Origin of the sequence: Flavobacterium flevense, from assembly GCF_900142775.1 — a bacterium.
Lineage (GTDB): Bacteria > Bacteroidota > Bacteroidia > Flavobacteriales > Flavobacteriaceae > Flavobacterium > Flavobacterium flevense.
In genome coordinates this window covers 427,449-449,786 of sequence record NZ_FRCC01000002.1, presented here as the reverse complement: position 1 = coordinate 449,786, position 22,338 = coordinate 427,449, and the positions used below count along the sequence as shown (strand labels likewise).

The window sequence follows — 22,338 nt, the reverse complement described above, 5'->3', positions numbered from 1 at the left end:
AAATCTTTATTGTTTGTATAACTTATTTCAACAGCGCATCGACCTGAATATTGATTTTATTGGAAACCTTATTCTTCACCACAGCCGGAATGGAAATATCAAAATCACTGGCATTTACTGAAAAATCGGCCACTAAAGTAATTCCGGAACCGGACTGACTCATCTTTGCAATGGTTTTTACTGCAACCGTTTTTCCATGAAGTTCTAATTTCCCGTTGATGGTAAAATTCTTCGGGCTTGCAGTTAAACTACCGGCATTAAAATTTTCTATTTTCCCTTTAAAAATCGCTTTTGGGTATTTGTCACTTTCGATGTAATTTTCATTGAAATGCTCTTCCATTAAAGCTACTTTAAACCGGAAACCTTTCATCAAAGCTAAACTGGCTATCTCACCGGTTTTTGGATTTAAAACTACCGTTACATTCGTATTGGTCGCTTTTACCTCTTCAAATGCGGGTACCGAAGCTTCAAAAGTAATATTCCCCGTTTTACAAATCATTTTTTCCTGAGCAATTGACCAGCCCGAAACCAGTAACATTGCTATTATAAAATAGTTTTTCATTTTATCTTTTTAAAAAATTATTGTTGCAACAGTCCGTCTTGTTGCCATTTAGCTACAATATCAATAGTGGCCTGAGGCAATCTTCCACTTTGCGGCATTAATAAACTATTGCCATTATTTAAGGAAATTCGATTCAACAATCCTCGATTTTGAACGGCATTTTTTACCTGATCATACGTCACTAATGCCATTGGAGCGCCATTTCTGGGCGTTGCTGCATGACAGGAAATGCAATTATTATCGATAATAGATTTTACATTTTGCTGATACGTTACTACATTATCATTAGGCACATCCTCCATCAGAGTATCCGGATTATCATTCGAACAAGACAATAAAAAACTGGCAGACAGCAGTAGCGGGAAAAGATTCTTTGGTTTCATAACAATTGGTTTTAGATTAAAAATGATTGTTTCTCTTAGATAACTCATGTACGTTGAAAATGCTTATCCAGTTTTGCCTTGCCAATTTTATTTTAAAAAAAAACCAATCTTTCTGTTTTAACGTAGATGAAATTACACATTAAAAACCACCACCATGAAGAAAAAAATCCTCATCGGAATTCTTATCTCAGTTGTCATTGCCATTGTTTTTTACGGCTACATCTACCAAAGCCACCGCGACATTAGTACTGAAGCGGCAACTTATAGCATAAGTATTCCCGAATTAGAAAAAGAATTCACGGCTAATGATAGTCTGGCATTGGTTAAATATCAGGATCAGACTATTGAACTGACTGCGCAAATAACAGCAGTAGATATTGAAAACAAGGCCATTATTCTGGACAATAAAGTATTTGCTACGTTCGAGGAGAGTTTGCCTGAAAACATTATTTCGGGAAAAATGGCCACAATTAAAGGGCGTTTTCTGGGCTATGACGACTTATTAGAAGAATTCAAACTCGATCAGAGTTCTATTATTCGATAAAAAACCAATTAACTAACAATCCAAAATTATATTTTATGAAAAAGTTCCTCCTATTCTTATTATTATTCCCCTTAATCTCTTTTTCGCAAGAAGATTTATTAAAAGGAATCGATACTATTTCCGGAAAAGAAAAAGTATCCTCAGCATTCAAAGGCTTAAAAATTGTCAATCTGGAATCGACTAAACTGGCTGCAAAAGGCGATTTGTATTTTATTGTTGCCCACCGATTTGGCTCCGTAAAAGATGGTTTTGAAGGTTTTTTTGGATTGGATAATGCTAACACACAACTGAAATTTGTTTACGGATTAACCGATTGGTTGACAATTAGTGGCGCCCGAAGCGAACTAGCTTATGATTTTTCTGCAAAATATACCTTGCTAAGCCAGACCACAGATGGTTTTCCGGTCACTATTGCCGGTTTTTCCAGTTTAGCTATTAACAATACCCTCAAAGAAAGCCTGTATCCTAAACTGCAATTCGATGATCGGTTTACGTATGTACAGCAAGTATTGATTTCCAGAAAATATTCTGAAAAACTGTCGCTGCAATTAGCACCCACTATTTTTCATGAAAACTTTGTAGACAATGTACAACAGGACAATACGCAGTATGCGATTGGTTTTGGTGGTCGTTATAAATTGTCTAAACGCTGGTCTTTGAACATTGATTACGCAGCACATCTCAACAGAGCATCTAATTCTGTTTACAAAAATCCACTTTCTATAGGTTTTGATTTAGAAACAGGCGGACATGTTTTCCAAATGCATTTTACCAGTTCACAAGGCATTCATGAAGCCGGATATTTAGGTCAGACAACTGGAGACTGGACAAAAGGCGATGTGTTTTTTGGATTCAATTTGCTAAGAGTTTTCTAAAAATTGGCGCTTACAAAATCTACCTAAAACAGTATTTGTATTTAAACCAATTCTAAATTAGTCTTTTTCTCATAATTTATAAAACCATAGTTAAGAAAGGTTCGTAAATAAATTTGAAAACCTAAAAAATTAGTTAAAATGAATAAAACAGTCAAAAAATTACTCTACGTAATCTCCGGAATTGTGGTGCTATTCATCGCCATTTTGCTTTTTCACATTATAACAGCAAAACCAGCCGAATATGAGAATCCGAATTTACAAGTAAGCCGTATTGATTTTAAATCCAATATTGATTCGGCTCAAGCCAAACAAATTTGTGCCGATTTGAGAACCATCAAAGGTTTAACATCTGATTCTATTATTGTAAAAAGAAATGTCGTGGTGTATTTCCATAACAATAAAATCACCAATTCAGAAATTGTTTTCAATGAATTGATGACAAAAAGACCTTATGATGCAGAACGCTTTTTATTACCTGCCAATATGAAAAACAAAGAAGTTTGCCCTATCGATCAAAACAGTTTTAGTTACAAAGCATTAAAAACAATAAATCAATTTTTTAATTAATCCTTAAATTCAATTATTATGAGAAATTTTTCTAAAATTACACTAAGTGTATTACTAGTTGCATCGGCAGCATTTACCTCTTGCAGTGACGATGATGATCCAAAACCAGAACCAGTAGAAGCATCCATTTACACTCGTTTAGGTGGAACAAAAATGGTAGCTGATCCTGATAATTCAGGACAAATGATTGAAGCCGGAAGATTATCTTTCCGTAAAGTGGTAAATTCTACCGTAGGTCTTATTGTGGCTGATGTTCAAGCAAATGCTTCCGGAAACCTTGGCGCTCATTTTACTCCTGTTTTGACAGAAGTTACTGCTGGAAATACTACTAAATTAGCAGTTTTAGTAGACAACCTTACTGATTTCTTTTCTTTCAATACCGGAGGAACAAATGCAGTAAATACCTATTCAGGTTTAAACATGGTTGATGCGCATGATCCTGCTAAAAATCCTCGTATGGGAACAAAATCTTCGGATGCCGATTACACAAAATTTGTGGGTTATGTAGGTGCTGCAGCAAATGCTAATGGTGTTGCTTCTAATACTGAATTATATACTGACATTGTTGCTGTTTTACAATCATTAAGAGCTCCAATTGTTCAAAAATAATTTTTTTGAGATTAAAAACGCTGCCTTTTTAGGTAGCGTTTTTATTAAACATCTCAATTCCAGCATTTTTACTGTTAAAAAATAAAAAAATAACAGTAGAATAATTCCAATTAAAAAGGATTGTTAGCTCCTTTTTAAAAATTGTAAAAAGGAATTAAAATCACTTTTTATAGCACTCTAAGCGATATTTTTTTGTAGAAAATAAAAAATCAATCAATGATCTTATTTAGAATAAGTCTACATAAAACGCTAAAAAACACCTGATTTTACTATATTTTTAAATATAATCGATTTTGTAATTGCTATTTTGAATCAAATTGCCACGCAGCGATACAAAAAGAACTTACAGCGTTGTTTTTATAAAATAGTTAATAATAATTTTGTTGAACTTTTTAAGGAAAGTATAATTATGGAAAATTTTAACATGTCCAGAAACAGCACTTTTTACGCTTTAGGTCTAAGTTACAAAAAAGCAGATGCCACCATTAGAGGAAAATTTAGCTTAGACGCCAAGGCTCAATCTATTTTATTAATGCAAGCTGAAGCAGAAGGAATCGAGTCGTTGATAGTTACCTCAACTTGCAACAGAACTGAAATTTACGGTTTTGCCAATCATCCTTATGAATTAATCAAATTACTTTGCGAAAACAGTAAAGGTTCCGTTCAGGAATTTCAGGAAGTCGCTTATATTTATAAAAATCAAGACGCTATTAATCACATGTTTCGTGTAGGAACAGGATTAGACAGCCAAATTTTAGGTGATTTTGAAATCATCAGCCAGATCAAAAATGCTTTTAATCAAAGTAAATCTTATGGTTTAGTAAACACTTTCATGGAGCGTTTAGTGAACTCAGTGATTCAAGCAAGTAAAAAAATCAAAACAGATACCGAAATTTCTTCTGGTGCAACCTCAGTATCCTTTGCATCAGTTCAATATATAATCAAAAACGTAGCAGATATTGGCAATAAAAATATTTTGCTTTTTGGAACAGGAAAAATTGGCCGAAATACCTGCGAAAACCTGGTAAAACATACTAAACACGAACAAATTACTTTAATTAACAGAACCAAGGACAAAGCCGAAAGACTAGCCGAAAAACTGGATGTAGTAGTTAAAGATTATTCTGATTTGCAATTAGAATTACAAAAAGCCGATGTTTTAGTAGTGGCAACAGGAGCTCAAAATCCTACAGTGGACAAAGCCATTTTAAATCTTAAAAAACCATTATTGATTTTAGATTTGTCGATTCCTAAAAACGTGAATGAAAACGTAATGGAATTAGAATGTGTTACACTGATTCACATGGATCATCTGGCTCAAATGACCGATGAAACCTTAGAAAACAGAAAAAGACACATTCCTGCTGCTGAAGCAATTATCGAAGAAATAAAAGACGAATTCAACATTTGGACCAAAGGGCGAAAATTTGCACCCACTATCAACGCTTTAAAAGCCAAACTGAACGACATTAAAAACTCAGAATTAGATTTTCAAAGTAGAAAAATCGCCAATTTTAACGAAGAACAAGCTGAACTAATAAGCAACAGAATCATTCAAAAAATAACTACCCATTTTGCCAATCACCTCAAAGATGAAAACACGATGGTAGATGAAAGTATCGAATGGATTGAAAAAGTGTTTAAAATTGAGGCATTGGTTAAATAAAATAGTTTCTCACCACAAATTACACAAATTTTCACAAAAACATATAGGCCATAGTTTATTTAAAATCTACGGCTAAAAAAACAAAAATGGCAGAAAAAAAAATACGTATAGGTACAAGAGACAGCGAACTCGCTTTATGGCAGGCACACACCGTTCAAAATAAATTAAACGATTTAGGTTATAAAACCGAAATTGTAGCCGTAAAATCCCAAGGCGACATTATTCTTGACAAACCCCTTTACGAATTAGGAATTACTGGTATTTTTACAAAAACCTTAGATATCGCCATGATTAACGGCGATGTGGATATTGCAGTACATTCGATGAAAGATGTGCCTACTGCTCTGCCAACAGGAATTGTTCAGGCTGCTGTTTTAGAAAGAGCCAATACCCTTGACATTTTAGTTCATAAAGGCAATCTTCATTTTCTGGAAACCAATGGTACTATCGCTACCGGAAGTTTGCGTCGTCAGGCACAATGGCTCAACAAATACCCCAATCATACCGTAGTTGATTTGCGAGGAAACGTAAATAGCAGAATGCGAAAATTACAGGAAAGCGACTGGAACGGAGCTGTTTTTGCCGCTGCCGGACTGGAAAGAATCAACTTAAAACCAACCGATTATATCGATTTAGACTGGATGATTCCCGCTCCTGCTCAAGGTGCCATGTTAGTGGTTGCCATGGGAAATGACAATTTTACGCTGGATGCTCTTTCTAATTTAAATCATGTTGAAACTCAAATTTGCACCCATATAGAACGCCAGTTTTTAAGAACCTTAGAAGGCGGATGTACCGCTCCTATTGGTGCTTTGGCAACATACAATGAAGACGAAGACACCATTCATTTTGATGGCGTTTTATTTTCATTAGACGGAAAAGAAAAAATCGAAGTCCATAAAATCGTGGATATATCCGAATGGAAGAAATTAGGATTTTATTCGGCACAAGAAATTCTGGAAAATGGCGGAACTGAATTGATGAAGCAAATCAAAAATAATTTGAAGAAATAATGAGCCAAATAAGTATTTTATCGACCAAAACATTGTCGGCAGAACAAAGGCAAATATTTCTTGACTCTAATTTTGATCTTTTAGAACAAGATTTTATCGAAGTTAAAAACAACGTTTTTGAACTCAACTCAATCAACACTAACTTGATTTTTAGCAGTCAAAATGCAGTTTTGAGTTTAATGGAACAATCAGGCTGGGAAATATTAAAGTCTAAACCTGTTTTTTGTGTAGGTATAAAAACGAAGGATTTACTGGAATTAAATGGTTTTAAAGTGGATGTTTATATGGATTATGCATCTGAATTAGCCGAAATTATCACCTTAATTTATAACAAAGAGAGCTATACTTTTTTAAGTGGAAATTTACGCAGGGAAACCTTACCAAGTGCATTAAAAAATGCCGGGATAACATTTAATGAAATAGAAGTGTATCAAACTTCTCTAGCTCCTTTTAAAATATCTGCAGAAGAAAAATTTGACGGGATTCTGTTTTTTAGTCCATCTGCCGTTGAAAGTTATTTGACTAATAATAAAATCAAGAATGAAGTTTGTTTTTGCATTGGCACAACCACTGCATCAGCATTAGAAGCAAAGAAAATTAAACAAATAATAACTCCAGAAATCCCAACCATTGAGGACGTGATTGAAGGAGTTATTGAATATTATAAATAATCCCCCCTAATCCCCTAAAGGGGGAATTAGAAAAACGAATAAAAATGATAAAGAACGACCTATTTTTAAAAGCACTAAAAGGAGAAACTGTACAACGTCCACCGGTTTGGATGATGCGTCAAGCGGGAAGATATTTACCGGAATTCAGAGCATTACGCGATAAATATGATTTTTTCACCCGTTGTGAAACTCCTGAATTAGCTGCCGAAATCACTGTGCAACCTATTCGCAGAATTGCTCCTGATGCTGCGATTCTGTTTTCAGATATTTTGGTTGTTCCAAGAGCAATGGGAATTCACGTGGAATTAAAAGACAATTTAGGTCCGATTATCCCGAATCCTATTCGTACGATGGAACAGGTAAATCAGGTTTACGTTCCGGATGTAAATGAGACTTTAGGTTATGTTTTTGATGCGGTGAAATTAACTAAGGAAATGCTGAACGACGAAGTGCCATTAATTGGTTTCGCTGGTTCTCCATGGACAATTTTCTGTTATGCTGTGGAAGGAAAAGGTTCGAAAAGCTTTGATACGGCTAAAGGATTTTGTTTTTCTAATCCGGTTGCTGCTCATACTTTATTGCAAAAAATCACCGATACCACGATTTTATACTTAAAAGAAAAAGTAAAATCAGGAGTAAATGCGGTTCAAATATTTGATTCCTGGGGTGGAATGCTTTCTCCAGTGGATTATCAGGAATTCTCATGGAAATACATCAACCAAATCATCGAAGCGCTGGCAGAAGTAACTCCTGTAATTGTTTTTGGAAAAGGATGTTGGTTTGCTTTAAACGATATGGGGAAAAGTAAAGCTTCAGCTCTTGGTGTAGACTGGACTTGTTCGGCCAGAAATGCGCGTTATTTATCTGGTGGAAATATTACTTTACAAGGTAATTTCGACCCTTCAAGATTGCTTTCGCCAATTCCAACGATTAAGAAAATGGTTCACGAAATGATCGACGAATTCGGAAAAGACAAATACATAGTAAACCTGGGTCACGGAATTTTACCAAACATTCCGGTAGATCACGCCAAAGCGTTTATTGATGCGGTGAAGGAGTACGGACAATAACTGGATTAAAGTCCAGCCTTACAAAATATATCGAGCCGATGGCTCTTAAGTATGTAAAAGTTCCGTAGGAACGACATATTTGTAGCAACGGATTTTAATCCGTTGGTAATGAAATATGGAATTTCAATCCGTTGGTTTTAATAAAGAAATCGTCCAAAATAAACACCTACAAGGTTTGAAAAAAACCTTGTAGGATAGCTACAAAAAACAAAAATGCTCAACAAAGGCTTAAGAGATCAGGAAAGCATCCGAATAGACAATGTGCTAAAAACGTTGCATTCTTTGGTTTTTGTGCCTGAAAGTGTATTTGATACCCATCAAATTGAAGAAGCTTTAAAAGGTTTTGGGCTGAACATAGAAAATTTGAATGCAATAGCGCAAAATGACTTAATTGTACTTTTGGAAAGATTGCATCTGGACTGGAATCAAAAAGAACAATTTGCTGATTTTTTAGTTGCCTTTTCGAAACAAAATCCGTTTGATTTTAAAGAAAAAGCCATTGCGATTTATAATTATATTCAACAAGAAAGCAAGACTTTTTCATTTGGGATTTTTAATAAAATAGCTGCTGCAAAAAACAATCATTAACATAAAATAAGTCCTCTGCTCCCCTCTCCTTCGGAGAGGGGTTGGGGGTGAGGAATATGAAAGACAAATTTTACGCCTACATACAAAACTTGCAAAACCAAATCGTAGCAGGACTTGAAGCGGTTGATGGTCAAGCCAAATTTAAAGAAGACCTTTGGAAACGCCCCGAAGGTGGTGGTGGAAGAACACGCGTGATAGAAAACGGAGCTGTTTTCGAGAAAGGTGGAGTAAATATCTCTGCCGTTCATGGAAAATTACCCGATTCTATGCAAAAATTATTCAACGTAGGCGAAGCTGATTTTTTTGCCTGCGGACTCAGTTTGGTCATTCATCCTAAAAGCCCAATGGTGCCAACGGTTCATGCCAACTGGCGCTATTTCGAAATGTACGATGACAACGGAAACGTGATTCAGCAATGGTTTGGTGGCGGACAAGACTTAACACCTTATTATTTGTTTGAAGAAGACGCTATTCATTTTCATCAAACCTGTAAAACCGCTTGCGACAAACACTCCCGGGAGTTTTATCCAAAATATAAAAAACAATGTGATGCCTATTTCTGGAATGCACATCGCAACGAAGCGCGCGGAATTGGCGGATTATTCTTTGATTATTGCAAAGAAACACCGGAAATGACAATGGAAAACTGGTTTAACTTTGTTTCTGAAGTAGGAAATTCATTTTTACAAGCCTATGTTCCAATAGTTGAAAGAAGAAAAGATTTGCCTTATACAACAGAACAAAAAAACTGGCAGGAAATTCGTCGTGGCCGTTATGTAGAATTCAATTTAGTTCATGATAAAGGCACTTTATTTGGATTAAAAACTAACGGAAGAATAGAATCCATTTTGATGTCTTTGCCACCCCATGTTCAGTGGGTGTATGACCATCATCCCGAAGCAGGAAGTGAAGAAGAAAAGTTAGTTAAAGTGTTAGAAAATCCTGTTGATTGGATTTAATATAAAAACAACAAATCCCTAGAGAAATCTAGGGATTTGTTGTTTTTATAGTGTTTTATTTCATTTCTTCAAAAGCATCTAGAAATTGTAAAATGATGTTTTTATCTTTTTGAACTGAGTTTAATTTCATATCAAAACGAAATACATTCTTCTTAAGTTTTTTAGGTGATTGCATTTCCATACTATTAAAACGCTGGCTTAATTGTAGGTATTTAGCATCTGTTACAGACTGGTTTTTAGATTCCTCTTGATAAACCCTCGCTAATTCTTCAAAATTGACAGCTGCGGTTAAGGAATTTTTATTCAAATTGCGTTGAAGCCCTTTTACAAAATCAGCATTCGATTTAGCTTTAAAATTATCTGAAACATTCCCAATAACAATTACATCTTTATCTTTTAGAATAAAAATTTCTCCAAATTCTGAAGTATTTTTAAAATAATACAAATCTCCTTCAGCTCTTAAAAATCCTTTTCGAATTCCCAGATTAATTAGCTTATCGCTAAAAGTAGGATGCGTTGAAGTGAAAACCATTGAAAAAAGAGGAATCGATTTGTTTATTGTTTTTTCTACCTCTTTACGCTCATAATTCTCATCATACTCAAAACTCTTCGTAGTAACTTGTTTCTTTGCTATATCATGCAAAAACAGGCTAAAATCGCCATCAAATAAAGTAGCAGTAGCTTCTTCATCAACAATCGTGGTGATTAAATCCATTATCAAAGTCAAATCTTCTTTAAATTCTGATTTTCCTCCAAAAATTTGATTCGTAAATGACGGAATACTAGTTAATAATTCTTTAGTATTTAAATGAGAAGACAAATAAGCTAAAGGTTTTTGTGCTGGAAAATAGGAATAAATCCTTTTATTGATTTTTCTGTTGGTTATTTTTTGCACTGTTTCCGCCATTTCTGCATTGTATTCAATCGTTTCTTCTAATCGAACATTATCATTATCAAAATAAACATTGAAATTGATTCCTTTTATAAAATCGCCAAATGTATTTGCTTTAGGGAAATAACCATTTAAATAAGATAAAGTGTTCAAAGCACCATACAATTTCGTAGTACTGTCTAAAAGGGAACTATAATTTATCCAGGTAGCAATATCCGCTTTAGGGTTTATTTTATCAGAATAAGGAGCTACAAATCCTTTATCAAACAGTGATTTGACATATACTTCCTGATTTTCTGTTTGTTGTTTCTCAAAGCTTGCTTTTTCGGCCAAATAAGAGTCATGCGATTTATCTTTTTCTTCAAAAGCAACATCTTCCGCTGTATCTTCAACAATAACGGGATTTTCCTCTTCTGTCGTTGTTGGAAAAGTTGGAGTTTTTGAATTCGAAATGTAATCGGTATAATTTAATTTATTCGTGAATTCAAAAACCACCATATAATCTTTGTTCCAGGCAACAGTTTGTTTTTTACCCAGTGTATCCGATTTAATCATAGAAAAATTTTCAAATTCGATAATTTCCGATTCTTTATTCTTAGTAATCGAATCATTAAATTCTTTTTTTCGAAGCAGAACTTCTTTTAATAATTGACTGTTTTTTAAAGGAATTGTAATGTGAGTGTATGAAAGACTATCAGTAAAATTTCCAAAAAAAGTTATATTTTCATTCAAATTCAAAATAGCATCTAGCTCATTGACAGCAAATGTTTTTGATTTTTTATCAAAATCTTTAAATACAGAATGATTTAAAATAGCGGCAATACTAACTTTTTTAGACAACTGACTCCCATTATATTGCACAAAAAAATCGTAATTATCTGTTTTTATTTGTGCAAAAGAAAAAGTACTAAAAAGTAAAAAAAGCCAGTAGAAAGAGTGTTTCATAGTATTAAAGATTAATTGTATTATTCATTAAATTGGGACTTTGGAGCACATCATAAACACTTTGTTTCAAGAAAATCGTTTTTTGATTTTTGGACAATTTGGTTTTATAATTTCCCACCGATTTAATATTTTTATCAAAAGTGTAAATAGCAATGACACTTGCTGCTTGTAAATCGGATTTTTTTTTGGGATCATTCGCTAATTTCTCTGGTATGGGATAATTGGTCTTTCTGGAAAAACCACCCGATTCAGTGGGTAAAAAATGGATTTTATCTTTCTGTTTGTTGATTGAATTCATTACTAAATTGAGCGCTTTTAGATTTTTATAATCAAGATCAATTGTAAAAATAAAATCATCAAAATTAGTTTTAGTCCTGACATTAGAAATGCCTTCGATTGCAGAAGCCATTTTTTTAAAATCATCTAATTTTTTATTGATTTCTGCTTCATCAGGAATTTTTTCGCCATCTACTTCTCCTAAAAAAATAGCAGATTTTGTTTTCAACCATGATTTAGAAAAATCAATCATTAAGGAATATTCACCACTTTGATCCTCATGATGCTTAATACGTTCCGTAATTTCAAAACAACTTGTCAATAAAAAACAAATTGCCATAATAAGAATTTTCTTCATTTCACAAAAATAATATTATTTTTTAGAACCTGAACTTTTAAGCTTTAATTCTAAGTTGTTTCACTTAAAATTAAACATTTGTTATGATTTTTGTCAGTATAATTTAGGTGAAAGTTCCTTAACTTTGGAGCATTATAATTAACAACATTCGTTTGTTATCAATCGCAAATCATTATGTTCCCATTACAAAGAGGTAGAAGATTACGCACTAACGAATCCATTCGATCTTTAGTTCGCGAAACCAGTTTAAGTCCGTCCGATTTTATGTTTCCCATGTTTATTGCCGAAGGCGAAAATGTACAGGTAGAAATTCCATCGATGCCGGGAATCTTCCGTCGTTCGGTAGATTTAACGGTAAAAGAAGTTCAGGAATTATTCGCTTTAGGCATTCGTGCGGTAAACATCTATGTAAAAGTAGACGAAAAACTAAAAGATAATGCCGGAACCGAAGCCTGGAATCCAAACGGATTGATGCAAAATGCTATTCGAGCCATCAAAACGGCTTGTCCTGAAATGATTGTAATGCCCGATGTGGCTTTAGATCCCTACTCTATTTATGGTCATGACGGAATTATTACTAATGGCGATGTGGAAAACGATGCTACTAATGATGCCTTAGTAAAAATGGCGGTTTCTCATGCTGAAGCTGGTGCCGATTTTGTAGCGCCATCTGATATGATGGACGGAAGAGTTTTAAGACTACGTCAGGGACTTGATGCAGCTGGTTTTCACAATGTGGGAATCATGAGTTATTCGGCTAAATATGCTTCAGCGTTTTACGGTCCTTTTCGCGATGCCTTAGACTCTGCACCTAAAGAAGCTGATGTTGTGGTGCCAAAAGATAAAAAAACATACCAAATGGATTATGCCAATCGCATTGAAGCGATCAAAGAAGCCTTGTGGGATGTTGAAGAAGGTGCCGATATGGTAATGGTAAAACCCGGAATTGCTTATTTAGACATCGTGAGAGAGGTTAAAAATGCAGTAAATGTCCCAGTAACTGTTTATCATGTTTCGGGCGAATATGCGATGATTAAAGCAGCTGCCGAAAGAGGCTGGTTAGACAACGACAAAATCATGATGGAGCAATTAATGTGTATTAAACGTGCCGGAGCGAGTTTGATTTCGACTTATTTTGCTAAAGAAGCGGCTATCCTTTTGAATAAATAAACTGATATATCATTTCTCTTCGGATGGAAATGACCTGAATTTAAGATTAAATAACTAAAAAATGAAAAAATTAATACTTCTAAGTTTTGCACTTATTGCCTTTTCATGTAAAAAAGAAAGTCAGGAATCTTTTGGAAATGAGGAACAAACCACCGTTGCAACCCAGGAAAAAGAATTAACGCCTGAAGAAATTGGTAAAGTTATTTTTGAAGGGAAAGGAAACTGTACTTCCTGCCATCAAATTGACAGCAAAACCATTGGTCCAAGCACACAGGAAATTGCCAAAATCTACAAAGAAAAAAACGGGAATATCGTAACTTTCTTAAAAGGCGAAAGCGAAGCTATTGTTGATCCTTCGCAGTTTGCCTTAATGCAGGCCAATCTGGCTTTAACAAAAACATTTACCGTTAAAGAATTGCAAAGTCTGGAAGCTTATATCAATTCCTCTTTAAAATAATAAATTAGCCCACAGATCTTAATGGATTACACCGATTTTCACCGATTTAACTAAAAATGAAATCCGTTTTTATCTGTAACATCAGTATTATCTGTGGGCTATTTCTAATTATTTAATCCCTCCAAAAGCTCCAAAACAAGCATTTTTATGCAAAATTTCAGTGCTTGAAAAACCTGTTTTTTTCATTAAATCCAATTGATAGGTCATCGATCTTGGTGTATCTTCTTTTTCGATATAATCAAATACTTTTTGTTGGTATTCTGAACCTCCGTGTTGCTTTAAATAATCCCCATACATTTTCCAGGTCAATTGATTTACAGCTTGATGATCCTGAGTCACCAAGTCTGAAATAAAGAAACAACCTCCCGGTGTTAAGCTGTCATACAATTTTTGAAATACCAATTCCCAATCGGAATCTTCTCGTAAATGATGCAAAACGGCACCTGCCAAAATAATATCAAAATGATTTTTAGGCAATTCGATATCACGAATATCTCCTTGTATCGTCTCCACTTTGGCAGTTGTTGCTTCAGTAACACGTTCGAAAGCTTTGTCTAACATATTCCCACTCAAATCGACCAAAGTACACTCTAAATCGGGTACTTTAGACAACATTTTCAACGTATAATTTCCCGCTCCACAACCTAAATCTAAGATGGTTTTTGCTTCCGGTTTTATAGCTCTTGTGGTGCAGGTGATCAATTCTAATACAATTTTAGCATCCATTGTAGCCACCTGTCCGGTTTCTAAATTCGAAAAACGTTCTACTTCATTATCAAAACGTTCTCTGATTTCTGTTACTGTTGATTTTTTCATAGTTATAAATTTTATTTCATTCATTATTTGCCACGAATGCACGAATAAGAGTTTTTACTAAACTCAATTATTCCACTAATTCTTTACTTTGACACTCGCTTACTCATTCATTAGCTTCGAATACACTAACTTTAATTAGTGAAATGAGACATTCCTATTTTTAATTTAAATTCGTGAATTCGTGGCTAAAAAAGGCTTATTTATTTCACAAACCTATAATTTTTATATATGACTTAAAAATACTTAATTTGTCAATTATTAATACTTAAAAAGTATTCATGGAATTACGTCACTTAAAATATTTCCTGAAATTAGCCGAAGAACTCAGCTTTGTTCGTGCAGCCGATAAATTGTTTATTTCGCAACCGCCCTTGAGCCGGCAGATTAAAGAATTAGAAAACGAACTGGGAGCGACACTTTTTGAGCGTAATAACAAACGGGTAATCCTTACCGATGCAGGGAAATATTACCAAAAAGAAATCCAGGAATTGCTTCAGAATCTGAAAAGAGTTAATGCAACAACTAAAAAAATAAGCGAAAATCAAAGTGGAGAATTTCGGATTGCTTATGTGAGTTCGACTTTTTCGGGAGATATTTCTAAACTGATACAATTTTTATCAGCACAATATCCCTATGTCAATTTTCGATTGTATGAAGTGCCAACCGTCAAACAAATTGCGGCTCTGGAAGAAGGAAAAATCGATTTTGGAATCATCCGTTCGCCATTGCATTCTTCAAAAATTGATTCCAGATTGTGGTATCAGGACAGCTTTTCATTGGTCTTTAATCGAAATAATTACAGCATTTCTTCCGAAAACGATTTTGAATCCCTAAAAACAGCCACCTTTGTATTTTTTAATAAGCAATATGCACCTTATTTTTATGATGCTTTATTACAAATTTGTGCGCAATATGGTTTTAAACCAAAAGTGGTTCACGAATCGAATAATATTTCGTCTATTATTCAGTTAGTCAAAAATGGTTTGGGAATTTCAATTGTGCCTACCGCCATTATGAAAAGCCATAACTATCCTGAATTAGAATTTATTGAATTAAAAAAAACAGCTTTGTTTACTGATATTTTATTGGCCACTCCAAAAGGAAATCAGTCCCAAATTTCACAAGCTGCAATAGAATTTTTAACGGAAAAAATTAGTAAAAAATAAAAAAATGCCATTTACATTTTCACATCCTGCCATAATTTTGCCGCTTTCTTATTTACCTAAAAAATGGATTTCATTAACAGCACTTATTGTTGGAAGTATAACTCCTGATTTCGAATATTTTTTAAGAATGAAAGTTCAAAGTATCTATAGCCATACTCTTTCTGGCATATTTTGGTTTGATTTACCATTAGCTATTATAATTTCAATACTATTCCATACAATAGTTCGCCATTCTTTATTTTTTAATCTACCAAAACAAATTAAAACCCGATTACTTCCTTATAAAAATTTTGATTGGATCAATCATTTTAAACATAATTGGATAGTAGTAATAATATCTTTTATAATTGGAATTACCTCTCATTTACTTTGGGATAGTTTCACCCACAATCATGGATATTTTGTAGAAATCATACCGTTGTTAAACAAAACGATCGATTTATTTAATTTACAAGTTCCCGTTTTTAAAATCTTGCAACATTCAAGTAGCTTGATTGGCGCAATTATATTACTCATTAGTTTTAGCAAATTACCAATAAACCCAATTGAAAACCATCCAATTAATTTTAAATATTGGTTGATATTTTCAATAATTACTCTAATAATAATCACATTTAGGTTTTTAACAGGCTTAAAATTCCATGAATATGGAACAATTATTGTCACAATTATTTCAGCCACAATAATTGGATTAATAGTTACTCCCGTTTTAACAAATAAGTTATAATATTTCTTTGTGATCCTTGCAAAAACTTTATGTATTTTGCGTTAAACTCAACACATACAGAATGGAAACTTCATACTTCAAAACCCCTTTAGGAATTGCTGAAATTAAAGGTGATGAAAATGGAATTTCAATAATTTCGATTACTGATGAAGGCGAAATTAGTTCCGAAATTCCTGCCGTTTTACAAGAAGCTGTTGCGCAATTAAGAGACTATTTCGAAGCAAAAAGAACTGATTTCACTTTTAAAATGAATCCGCAGGGCACTGAATTTCAGCAAAAAGTCTGGCAGGCATTACTCGAAATTCCGTTTGGAAAAACCTGTAGTTATATGGATTTATCCAAAAAATTAGGCGATGTCAAAGCTATTCGTGCTGTGGCTTCCGCCAATGGGAAAAATCCGCTTTGGATTGTGGTTCCTTGTCATCGGGTTATTGGTACTGATGGTTCCTTAACGGGTTATGCCGGAGGATTGTGGCGAAAAAAATGGTTATTGGAACATGAAAATCCTACCAACCAACAAAGTTTGTTCTAGAAAACAACAAACGTCTTAAAAGCAAAACTAAATTTACGTAAATTCGTACTGAATCCTAAAGCATTACAACATGAAATGGCTAAAAAGACTCTTAATCGGATTGATTACTTTGATACTTATTATAGAAATTGTTTTCTATGTTTTCAACATTGATTATTTATTAAAAGCCGTACGGGTAACTTATTTAAACGGACATAAAACAGCATTTTTAGACGATTATAAATACTTTGATAACAGAACAATTGCCAAAAGTACCGTTGCACAACCCTGGAAAATTGCCCAAAATTACAACCAAATTAAAGCCACCGAAAAACTTGAAAATTTACATAAAGAGATTGGTACAGTTGCTTTTTTAATCATAAAAAACGATAGCATCCGTCACGAAAGTTATTATGATAATTACTCCAAAGATTCTAAATCCAATTCTTTTTCGATGGCCAAAAGTATTGTTTCGGCTGCATTGGGAAAAGCCATTATGGAAGGAAAAATTAAAAGTTTAGACCAGCAAGTTTCTGATTTCTTTCCTGAATTTAAAAACGGAAAAACCGCAACTATGACCGTAGGTGATTTAGCTTCCATGGCTTCGGGATTAGACTGGGATGAGTCTTACTACAGTCCGTTTTCAATAACCACCCGCGCGTATTTTGATGATAATCTAAAAGGAGTTATTCTGGGTTTAAAAGGCATCGAAGAACCGGGAAAATCATTCCAATACCTGAGTGGAAATACCCAACTTTTAGCCATGTGTATTGAAAAAGCGACAGCGAAAAGCCTTGCTGATTATGTTTCCCAATCTTTTTGGAAACCTATGGGAGCCGAAAGTGACGCGCTCTGGCAAACAGATAGTGAAAACGGAATGGTAAAAGCATATTGCTGCATTGCCAGTAATGCCAGAGATTTTGCCCGTTTTGGCAAACTGTATTTGCAACATGGGAAATGGAACGGAAAACAAATTCTGGATAGCGCTTTTGTTTCCAAATCAGTAAATCCTCGATTTGAGATTTCTCCCCAATATGGTTACGGCTGGTGGTTAAGCAATTTTCAGAACAAAAAAGTATTTTCTATGCGCGGTCATTTAGGGCAATATGTAATTGTAGTTCCTGAAGATGATTTGATTATTGTAAGGCTGGGACATCACGGTAAACCCAGTACAAACGGTTCGCCACACAGAGAGGATTTCAATATTTACTTAGAAGAAAGCTATAAAATGCTTCAACAAACCAACAAATAAGACATGATAGAAAAAATAAACCTCAACAACATCCTTTTCTTAGATATTGAAACGGTTCCTGAAGCGGAAGATTTCAATTCATTAGATGATGAAATGAAATCCCTCTATGAGCAAAAAACGCAATACCAGCGTAAAGATGATTATTCTGCTGAAGAATTTTATGATCGTGCCGGAATTTGGGCTGAGTTTGGTAAAATTGTCTGTATCTCTGTTGGTTTTTTTGCCAATAAAAATGACATTCGGAACTTTAGGGTGACTTCTTTTTTTGGAGAAGAAAAAAAAATTCTGAAAGACTTCAGCGATTTATTAAACAATCATTTCAACGGACCGCAACATGTCTTGTGCGGACATAATGCTAAGGAATTTGACATTCCGTTTATGGCAAGACGTATGATTATTAATCAGGTTCCTATTCCGGACAAGCTGAATTTATTTGGAAAAAAACCTTGGGAAATTCCACATTTGGATACGTTAGAATTATGGAAATTTGGCGATTACAAACATTATACTTCTTTAAAACTGATGTGCAAAGTACTGGGAATCCCTTCTTCTAAAGGTGATATCGACGGCAGTCAGGTAGGACACGTTTTTTATGTAGACAAAGATATCGATCGAATTATAACCTATTGCGAAAAAGACACTATTGCCGTAGCACAGATTTTCCTTCGCCTGAGAAGAGAAGATTTGTTGATTGAGGAGGAGATTATTCATGTGTAATAAAATAATCTGCGAATCTGCGGTTATCAATATTTAGTGCTCTTTGCGAAAACCCTTTGTGAACTTTGCGGTTAAATATTTACATTTACAAAAATTAATAAATTATGGTATTAAGTAGATTTTGGTTGGTGATCTTTATTTCATCAATTGTTTTTATTGTGGTGAGTTTATTTACTGGAAACAGCTACACCATTGATCATGTGCTAAATGGCACGAAAGATGAACCTATTTTAATTTCTGAAAAATACATCGATCAATTGCCTGTTTTTATAAAAGACAGCATCGAAAAAGCTCCTGATAAAACGATGGTAATCAACAATAATCCCTCGAATCCGGATACTACTTATGTTTATTCTGCTAAAACGGTTAAAGTTTACAGCGGAGTACAAAAATCGGATGGATTATTGCCTACTTGTAAAAGCACTTTAGTTGATTTAATACTGCCTCTTATTGCTTATCTGGCTTTTTTCTGTGGCTTGATGGAGCTTTTAATCATCTCGGGAGCATCCGGAAAACTGGCTGTTGTTTTGAGTCCCGTATTTGTAAAAGTGTTTCCAACTATTCCTAAAAATCATCCGTCGATATCGTACATGACCTTAAATTTTGCTGCAAATTTCCTGGGACTGGATTCGGCTGCAACACCTTTTGGACTTAAAGCCATGGAGAGTTTACAAGAACTCAATCCCGAAAAAGACAGAGCCAGTGATGCCCAAATCATGTTCATGTGTTTGCATGCTTCGGGACTGACCTTAATTGCGACTTCGATTATTGGATATCGCGCGGCAGCTGGTGCGGCAAATCCTGCTGATGTGATGTTACCTTGTATCATTACTTCTTTTATTGGTACAATTGCCGCTTTTTTAATTGTTGGAATCAAACAAAAAATCAATTTCAAAAGTGCTTCTTTGGTATTGGCCTTAATCACATTGATTGCAGCCATTATCGGACTTCTGATGTATGTGAATCATTTGGATTTAATAGGTAAAAACTATTTTACGTCCAATCTTTCAGCATTAATCTTAGTAGCAATTATTGTCTTTACTTTAATCTTTTCCTTTTTCAAGGAGAAAAAATTTGCCGAAGCCAATACGACTGTTTTTGATGCTTTTGTTGTGGGAGCGAATAACGGTGTGAAAACGGGCGTTGTTATTTTTCCATATGTTTTAGGGATGTTAGTGGCTATTTCGTTATTCCGAAATAGTGGTTTGTTTGAAATCATCAGCAATTGGATAGCATTTATTTTTTCGAATATGGGTGTCAATAAACAAATTACAGATGCTTTACCTGTAGCGATGTTAAGACCGTTTAGTTCAGCAGGATCGAGAGGATTTTTGATTGATTCCATGAATACCTTTGGCGCCGATTCTCTCACCGGAAGACTGAGTAGTATTTTTCAATGTAGTGCCGAAAGTACGTTCTACGTTATTGCGGTGTACTTTGGTTCTGTAAACATAAAAAACACCCGATATGCCTTACCTATCATGCTATTAGTTGATTTAATTTGTGTGATTACAGCGATTTTTGTGGCGAGCTGGTTTTTTTAAATCGAATTGTTTTTGTTTACAACCGTTGCTACAAAATTTACCGAGACGATGGTTTTGTGAATGTATCAAATGTGAGAGTTCCGTAGGAACGAATACTATTGTAGCAACGGATTTTAATCCGTTGATGAGATATAAAATTATGAAATGGAGTTCCGTAGGAACGGAACATTTTTAGCTACAGATTCAAAACGTTAAAATCAAATGGCAAATACCTATCATCAAGTACACATCCAGGTTGTTTTTGCGGTAAAATACCGCGATGCTGTTATTGCTAATGAATGGAAATCTATATTATTTGGTGTAATTGGTAATTTAATAAACGAAACGGGTTGTAAAACTATTATTGTAAATGGTGTTGAAGATCATGTTCACTGTTTTATAGGTCTTAAACCTAGCATTTCAATTTCGGAATTAATGAAAACTGTAAAAGCAAAATCATCAAAATATATTAATGACCATCATTTGACTAAATCAAGATTTGAATGGCAAGAAGGTTATGGTGTTTTTTCTTATGGACATTCGCAAATTAATGTGGTCTATAAATATATTCTTAATCAAGAAGAGCATCATAAAAAGCAAACTTTCAAAGAAGAATATTTAGCATTTTTAGATAAATTCGAAATACCATTTGATGAAAGATATGTATTTGAGTCATTAATATGAACCGAGCCTATGGCTCTTTATTCAGTTGATAGATTTTAAAACTGGACTGAAGTCCAGCCTTACAATATGTTCCGAGCCAATGGCTCTATGAAATTTAAAAGTTCCGTAGGAACGACAAATATTGTAGCAACTAACCGGTCTAAATTACAGCCTTACAAAATATACCGAGCCGATGGCTCTATGAAATTAAAAGTTCCGTAGGAACGACAAATATTGTAACAACTAACCGGACTAAATTACAGCCTTACAAAATATACCGAGCCAATGGCTCTATGAAATTAAAAGTTCCGTAGGAACGACTAATATTGTAACAACTAACCGGACTAAATTACAGCCTTACAAAATATACCGAGCCAATGGCTCTATGAAATTTAAAAGTTCCGTAGGAACGACAAATATTGTAGCAACGGATTTTAATCCGTTGACGAAAAAACGAAAAATTATAGCACCGAAATTTATCCGTTGACGGAAGAACGACAAAATTGTTACAATAAATTTTAATCCGTTGACGAAGAAAGGAAAAATTATAGCAACGAAATTTATCCGTTGACGGAGGAACGACAAAATCGTTACAATAAATTTTAATCCGTTGACCAATAAATGGAAAAATTCTAGCAACGAAATTTATCCGTTGTAATATAAATGAATTGTTTTCTCAATGTTATAATAATTCTAGGTTTTTTAATCTATTTTTCATTCTTTTGAATTATTGAAAAAACGACAAATTATTAACCATTAAACCAATTAAAAAATGTCAAAATACACAAAGTACATCGCCATAGGATTACTGATTTTATTTTTAGTTACCAGCTTGTTATCTTAAAAAATTAATTCCATTATGAAATACTCTTTTTTAGTTATTCTAACCGTTCTTTTTACATCTTGCAGTATTGATGATCCTGAACAACAGCCCACAGAACCAATAGATTATACCATTCAAAACGATAATGAAATTAAAGCCTATATTGAAGAAAATGATCTTACCGCTATAAAAACTGAATCCGGTTTGTATTATGTTATTGAGGAACAAGGAACGGGTAAACAGCCTACGGCAAATTCAAATGTTACTGTAGCCTACAAAGGTTTTTACAGCAACAAAAAGGTTTTTGACCAAAGTTCAGAATCAGGTGTTTCATTTAGCTTACAAAACGTAATAAGAGGATGGAAAGAAGGAATTCCGCTTTTTAAAGAAGGTGGAAGCGGTATTTTATTAGTACCTTCTCATTTAGGTTACGGCAGTTTCAATTACAGGGGAATTCCTGGTGGTTCTGTTTTAATCTTTGATGTTAAACTCATTTCAGTTAATTAAAAACACATAAAAAAATGTCAAAATATAC

25 protein-coding genes are annotated in these 22,338 nt (G+C 34.0%); 20 read left to right on the top strand and 5 right to left on the bottom strand.

Annotation, left to right across the window (positions count from 1 at the left end):
- Nucleotides 1-22 precede the first annotated feature (22 nt).
- Both BUB89_RS05170 and BUB89_RS05165 read right to left on the bottom strand, forming a co-directional pair.
- Nucleotides 23-562: a YceI family protein gene (locus BUB89_RS05170; RefSeq protein ID WP_073242626.1), complete on the bottom strand. Its 540-nt coding sequence runs from the start codon at nucleotides 560-562 to the stop codon at nucleotides 23-25.
- 17 nt (nucleotides 563-579) lie between these two features.
- Complete coding sequence (locus BUB89_RS05165; RefSeq protein WP_073242623.1) at nucleotides 580-945, bottom strand: hypothetical protein; 366 nt, start codon at nucleotides 943-945, stop codon at nucleotides 580-582.
- A 154-nt stretch (nucleotides 946-1,099) separates the two neighbouring features.
- Here BUB89_RS05165 and BUB89_RS05160 point away from each other — a divergent pair, with 154 nt between their 5' ends.
- The 10 genes from BUB89_RS05160 (at nucleotide 1,100) to hemF (ending at nucleotide 9,507) form a co-directional block, all read left to right on the top strand.
- A complete protein-coding gene (locus tag BUB89_RS05160; RefSeq protein WP_073242621.1) occupies nucleotides 1,100-1,489 on the top strand; it encodes a hypothetical protein in 390 nt (129 codons plus the stop codon).
- Nucleotides 1,490-1,524: 35 nt separating this feature from the next.
- On the top strand, nucleotides 1,525-2,364 hold the full coding sequence (locus BUB89_RS05155) for a DUF5777 family beta-barrel protein (protein ID WP_073242619.1): 840 nt from the start codon (nucleotides 1,525-1,527) through the stop codon (nucleotides 2,362-2,364).
- A 138-nt stretch (nucleotides 2,365-2,502) separates the two neighbouring features.
- Nucleotides 2,503-2,931, top strand: a complete 429-nt coding sequence (locus tag BUB89_RS05150; RefSeq protein ID WP_073242617.1) for a hypothetical protein — start codon at nucleotides 2,503-2,505, stop codon at nucleotides 2,929-2,931.
- 18 nt (nucleotides 2,932-2,949) lie between these two features.
- Nucleotides 2,950-3,540 (top strand): hypothetical protein, encoded by a 591-nt coding sequence (locus BUB89_RS05145; protein ID WP_073242615.1) that lies wholly within the window; start codon nucleotides 2,950-2,952, stop codon nucleotides 3,538-3,540.
- 409 nt (nucleotides 3,541-3,949) lie between these two features.
- Nucleotides 3,950-5,206 carry a glutamyl-tRNA reductase gene (gene hemA / locus BUB89_RS05140; protein WP_073242613.1) on the top strand — a complete coding sequence of 419 codons (1,257 nt, stop codon included), beginning with the start codon at nucleotides 3,950-3,952 and terminating at the stop codon, nucleotides 5,204-5,206.
- An 86-nt stretch (nucleotides 5,207-5,292) separates the two neighbouring features.
- On the top strand, nucleotides 5,293-6,219 hold the full coding sequence (gene hemC, locus BUB89_RS05135; protein ID WP_073242611.1) for a hydroxymethylbilane synthase: 927 nt from the start codon (nucleotides 5,293-5,295) through the stop codon (nucleotides 6,217-6,219).
- A complete protein-coding gene (locus BUB89_RS05130) occupies nucleotides 6,219-6,890 on the top strand; it encodes a uroporphyrinogen-III synthase (protein ID WP_073242609.1) in 672 nt (223 codons plus the stop codon). The genes hemC and BUB89_RS05130 overlap by 1 nt, the downstream gene beginning before the upstream one ends.
- 44 nt (nucleotides 6,891-6,934) lie before the next feature.
- Nucleotides 6,935-7,960, top strand: coding sequence for a uroporphyrinogen decarboxylase (gene hemE / locus BUB89_RS05125; protein WP_073242607.1), 1,026 nt, complete (start codon nucleotides 6,935-6,937; stop codon nucleotides 7,958-7,960).
- 213 nt (nucleotides 7,961-8,173) lie between these two features.
- Nucleotides 8,174-8,548: a hypothetical protein gene (locus tag BUB89_RS05120; RefSeq protein ID WP_073242605.1), complete on the top strand. Its 375-nt coding sequence runs from the start codon at nucleotides 8,174-8,176 to the stop codon at nucleotides 8,546-8,548.
- Nucleotides 8,549-8,604: 56 nt separating this feature from the next.
- The gene (gene hemF / locus BUB89_RS05115) at nucleotides 8,605-9,507 is read left to right on the top strand and encodes an oxygen-dependent coproporphyrinogen oxidase (RefSeq protein WP_073242603.1); all 903 of its coding nucleotides are present in this window, start codon (nucleotides 8,605-8,607) and stop codon (nucleotides 9,505-9,507) included.
- A gap of 55 nt (nucleotides 9,508-9,562) precedes the next feature.
- Here hemF and BUB89_RS05110 read toward each other — a convergent pair whose 3' ends face one another.
- A complete protein-coding gene (locus BUB89_RS05110) occupies nucleotides 9,563-11,344 on the bottom strand; it encodes a hypothetical protein (RefSeq protein ID WP_073242601.1) in 1,782 nt (593 codons plus the stop codon).
- 4 nt (nucleotides 11,345-11,348) lie between these two features.
- Complete coding sequence (locus tag BUB89_RS05105; RefSeq protein ID WP_073242599.1) at nucleotides 11,349-11,978, bottom strand: hypothetical protein; 630 nt, start codon at nucleotides 11,976-11,978, stop codon at nucleotides 11,349-11,351.
- Between the two features lie 174 nt (nucleotides 11,979-12,152).
- On the opposite strand from BUB89_RS05105, the gene hemB reads away from it, so the two are divergent.
- A complete protein-coding gene (gene hemB / locus BUB89_RS05100; RefSeq protein ID WP_073242597.1) occupies nucleotides 12,153-13,148 on the top strand; it encodes a porphobilinogen synthase in 996 nt (331 codons plus the stop codon).
- Nucleotides 13,149-13,209: 61 nt separating this feature from the next.
- Nucleotides 13,210-13,605, top strand: coding sequence for a c-type cytochrome (locus BUB89_RS05095; protein ID WP_073242595.1), 396 nt, complete (start codon nucleotides 13,210-13,212; stop codon nucleotides 13,603-13,605).
- A 108-nt stretch (nucleotides 13,606-13,713) separates the two neighbouring features.
- Here the strand turns inward: BUB89_RS05095 and BUB89_RS05090 are convergent, their stop codons facing one another.
- Nucleotides 13,714-14,421 (bottom strand): class I SAM-dependent methyltransferase, encoded by a 708-nt coding sequence (locus BUB89_RS05090; protein WP_073243024.1) that lies wholly within the window; start codon nucleotides 14,419-14,421, stop codon nucleotides 13,714-13,716.
- Between the two features lie 278 nt (nucleotides 14,422-14,699).
- Here BUB89_RS05090 and BUB89_RS05085 point away from each other — a divergent pair, with 278 nt between their 5' ends.
- From BUB89_RS05085 to BUB89_RS05050, 8 genes are all read left to right on the top strand, one after another.
- Nucleotides 14,700-15,587 (top strand): LysR family transcriptional regulator, encoded by an 888-nt coding sequence (locus BUB89_RS05085; RefSeq protein ID WP_073242593.1) that lies wholly within the window; start codon nucleotides 14,700-14,702, stop codon nucleotides 15,585-15,587.
- Between the two features lie 4 nt (nucleotides 15,588-15,591).
- A complete protein-coding gene (locus tag BUB89_RS05080; protein WP_073242592.1) occupies nucleotides 15,592-16,314 on the top strand; it encodes a DUF4184 family protein in 723 nt (240 codons plus the stop codon).
- 61 nt (nucleotides 16,315-16,375) lie between these two features.
- Complete coding sequence (locus BUB89_RS05075; protein WP_073242591.1) at nucleotides 16,376-16,846, top strand: methylated-DNA--[protein]-cysteine S-methyltransferase; 471 nt, start codon at nucleotides 16,376-16,378, stop codon at nucleotides 16,844-16,846.
- A 70-nt stretch (nucleotides 16,847-16,916) separates the two neighbouring features.
- Complete coding sequence (locus BUB89_RS05070; protein WP_073242590.1) at nucleotides 16,917-18,077, top strand: serine hydrolase domain-containing protein; 1,161 nt, start codon at nucleotides 16,917-16,919, stop codon at nucleotides 18,075-18,077.
- Between the two features lie 3 nt (nucleotides 18,078-18,080).
- Entirely contained in the window at nucleotides 18,081-18,794 is a 714-nt protein-coding gene (locus tag BUB89_RS05065; RefSeq protein WP_073242589.1) for a 3'-5' exonuclease, read from the top strand.
- Nucleotides 18,795-18,898: 104 nt separating this feature from the next.
- A complete protein-coding gene (locus BUB89_RS05060) occupies nucleotides 18,899-20,338 on the top strand; it encodes a nucleoside recognition domain-containing protein (RefSeq protein ID WP_073242588.1) in 1,440 nt (479 codons plus the stop codon).
- Nucleotides 20,339-20,539: 201 nt separating this feature from the next.
- Complete coding sequence (gene tnpA, locus BUB89_RS05055; protein WP_073242587.1) at nucleotides 20,540-21,001, top strand: IS200/IS605 family transposase; 462 nt, start codon at nucleotides 20,540-20,542, stop codon at nucleotides 20,999-21,001.
- 838 nt (nucleotides 21,002-21,839) lie between these two features.
- Nucleotides 21,840-22,310: an FKBP-type peptidyl-prolyl cis-trans isomerase gene (locus BUB89_RS05050; RefSeq protein ID WP_073242585.1), complete on the top strand. Its 471-nt coding sequence runs from the start codon at nucleotides 21,840-21,842 to the stop codon at nucleotides 22,308-22,310.
- Nucleotides 22,311-22,338 lie beyond the last annotated feature (28 nt).

Coding starts and splice junctions, on each gene's coding strand:
- BUB89_RS05170 (WP_073242626.1), bottom strand. CDS start 562: ATGAAAAACTATTTTATAATAGCAATGTTACTGGTTTCGGGCTGGTCA.
- BUB89_RS05060 (WP_073242588.1), top strand. CDS start 18,899: ATGGTATTAAGTAGATTTTGGTTGGTGATCTTTATTTCATCAATTGTT.
- BUB89_RS05130 (WP_073242609.1), top strand. CDS start 6,219: ATGAGCCAAATAAGTATTTTATCGACCAAAACATTGTCGGCAGAACAA.
- BUB89_RS05085 (WP_073242593.1), top strand. CDS start 14,700: ATGGAATTACGTCACTTAAAATATTTCCTGAAATTAGCCGAAGAACTC.
- hemA (WP_073242613.1), top strand. CDS start 3,950: ATGGAAAATTTTAACATGTCCAGAAACAGCACTTTTTACGCTTTAGGT.
- BUB89_RS05080 (WP_073242592.1), top strand. CDS start 15,592: ATGCCATTTACATTTTCACATCCTGCCATAATTTTGCCGCTTTCTTAT.
- BUB89_RS05160 (WP_073242621.1), top strand. CDS start 1,100: ATGAAGAAAAAAATCCTCATCGGAATTCTTATCTCAGTTGTCATTGCC.
- BUB89_RS05075 (WP_073242591.1), top strand. CDS start 16,376: ATGGAAACTTCATACTTCAAAACCCCTTTAGGAATTGCTGAAATTAAA.
- BUB89_RS05110 (WP_073242601.1), bottom strand. CDS start 11,344: ATGAAACACTCTTTCTACTGGCTTTTTTTACTTTTTAGTACTTTTTCT.
- hemB (WP_073242597.1), top strand. CDS start 12,153: ATGTTCCCATTACAAAGAGGTAGAAGATTACGCACTAACGAATCCATT.
- BUB89_RS05070 (WP_073242590.1), top strand. CDS start 16,917: ATGAAATGGCTAAAAAGACTCTTAATCGGATTGATTACTTTGATACTT.
- BUB89_RS05120 (WP_073242605.1), top strand. CDS start 8,174: ATGCTCAACAAAGGCTTAAGAGATCAGGAAAGCATCCGAATAGACAAT.
- BUB89_RS05065 (WP_073242589.1), top strand. CDS start 18,081: ATGATAGAAAAAATAAACCTCAACAACATCCTTTTCTTAGATATTGAA.
- tnpA (WP_073242587.1), top strand. CDS start 20,540: ATGGCAAATACCTATCATCAAGTACACATCCAGGTTGTTTTTGCGGTA.
- hemE (WP_073242607.1), top strand. CDS start 6,935: ATGATAAAGAACGACCTATTTTTAAAAGCACTAAAAGGAGAAACTGTA.
- BUB89_RS05050 (WP_073242585.1), top strand. CDS start 21,840: ATGAAATACTCTTTTTTAGTTATTCTAACCGTTCTTTTTACATCTTGC.
- BUB89_RS05105 (WP_073242599.1), bottom strand. CDS start 11,978: ATGAAGAAAATTCTTATTATGGCAATTTGTTTTTTATTGACAAGTTGT.
- BUB89_RS05145 (WP_073242615.1), top strand. CDS start 2,950: ATGAGAAATTTTTCTAAAATTACACTAAGTGTATTACTAGTTGCATCG.
- BUB89_RS05090 (WP_073243024.1), bottom strand. CDS start 14,421: ATGAAAAAATCAACAGTAACAGAAATCAGAGAACGTTTTGATAATGAA.
- BUB89_RS05165 (WP_073242623.1), bottom strand. CDS start 945: ATGAAACCAAAGAATCTTTTCCCGCTACTGCTGTCTGCCAGTTTTTTA.
- BUB89_RS05155 (WP_073242619.1), top strand. CDS start 1,525: ATGAAAAAGTTCCTCCTATTCTTATTATTATTCCCCTTAATCTCTTTT.
- BUB89_RS05150 (WP_073242617.1), top strand. CDS start 2,503: ATGAATAAAACAGTCAAAAAATTACTCTACGTAATCTCCGGAATTGTG.
- BUB89_RS05095 (WP_073242595.1), top strand. CDS start 13,210: ATGAAAAAATTAATACTTCTAAGTTTTGCACTTATTGCCTTTTCATGT.
- hemF (WP_073242603.1), top strand. CDS start 8,605: ATGAAAGACAAATTTTACGCCTACATACAAAACTTGCAAAACCAAATC.
- hemC (WP_073242611.1), top strand. CDS start 5,293: ATGGCAGAAAAAAAAATACGTATAGGTACAAGAGACAGCGAACTCGCT.